The organism is Corallococcus sp. CA053C (assembly GCF_003611675.1).
Classification (GTDB): domain Bacteria; phylum Myxococcota; class Myxococcia; order Myxococcales; family Myxococcaceae; genus Corallococcus.
In genome coordinates this window covers 1-1,097 of record NZ_RAWA01000802.1, presented here as the reverse complement: position 1 = coordinate 1,097, position 1,097 = coordinate 1, and the positions used below count along the sequence as shown (strand labels likewise).

The following is a 1,097-nucleotide window of genomic DNA, read 5'->3' as shown; positions in this document are numbered from 1 at the left end:
TGGCGGAGGGTGGCAAGGTGGGCGGGTCCATGCAGATCGCCCTCGATCTGCCAGCCGACTACCCGGTGGAGCACCTCCAGGGAAAGCCCGCGCGCTTCCTGGTGGACGTCGTGGCTGCCCGCCAGGTGACGATGCTGCCGGAGAGCTCCCCCGAGTTCCTGGCGAAGCTCGGGATGGGCAGCACCCTGGAAGAGGTCATGGACAACCTGCGCGAGGAGCTGGAGGACGAGCTCGCGGCGCAGCTCTGGGTGCAGGCCCAGGACATGGTGCTGGACGAGCTGGCCCGGCGCGCGCCGGTGGAGCTGCCGCAGGCGCTGGTGGACGAGGAGCTGCGCCGCCGCTGGGTCCAGGCCGAGGGCCAGGCCATGCTCGAGCACCAGTTCGACGTCGAGGAGCAGCAGGAGGCGTTCCAGGGCTGGCTCACGGACCCCACCACGCGCGCGGAGGTCGAACGCCGGCTGCACATCGGCATCGTGCTGAAGGCCGTCACCGAGGCGGAGAAGCTGCAGCTCACCCCGGAGAAACTCGAGGAGCTGATCCGCGACCACGTGGAGCCCTTCGGGTTGAGCGCGCAGGACGCGCACGCCGCCCTGCGGGAGACGCCGGAGACGACCCGGCGCCTGACCGAGCTGGGTTGGTACCTGCTCGCCGTGGAGCACGTCATGAACAAGGCGAAGGTCACCTTCGAGGGCGCGGAGCAGGGCTGAGGCGCCTCGGGGGAAGGGCTTCGTCCCCTCCCCTGCCTCGCCGTCAGCCCTCGCTGAACCACAGCCCCAGGCCGCCCAGCAGGCCCAGGCCCAGGAACAGCGCGGCCAGCCCCCAGGTCTGGCGGCGCGACCACCTGAGTGACTCGCCATACCGGTAGCCACACACCAGGATCAGTCCGGCGAACCCCAGGCAGATGGACACGGGCCCCAGGGCGACCAGCGCCTTGCGGGTCGTCCCGCTCACGTCCAGGACCGCCAGCAGCAACAGCGGCCAGAAGCCGACGGCGAGCAGGCCGAACACGAGTCCGAGGCCCCACCACGTGTCGGGGTCGGACAGCTCCAGGAAGTCCAGCAACCGCCACCACCAGGAGCGGGGCGGCTCCTGGGGCT

2 protein-coding genes are annotated in these 1,097 nt (G+C 71.0%); one reads left to right on the top strand and one right to left on the bottom strand.

The window, feature by feature from the left end; all coding sequences use genetic code 11:
• Nucleotides 1-707, top strand: a 707-nt coding sequence (locus D7V97_RS43250; RefSeq protein ID WP_120616292.1) for a peptidylprolyl isomerase, incomplete at its 5' end; no start/stop codon positions are given.
• 43 nt (nt 708-750) lie between these two features.
• Here D7V97_RS43250 and D7V97_RS43245 read toward each other — a convergent pair.
• Nucleotides 751-1,097: hypothetical protein (locus D7V97_RS43245; RefSeq protein WP_233583623.1), on the bottom strand; the 347-nt coding region annotated here is incomplete at its 5' end.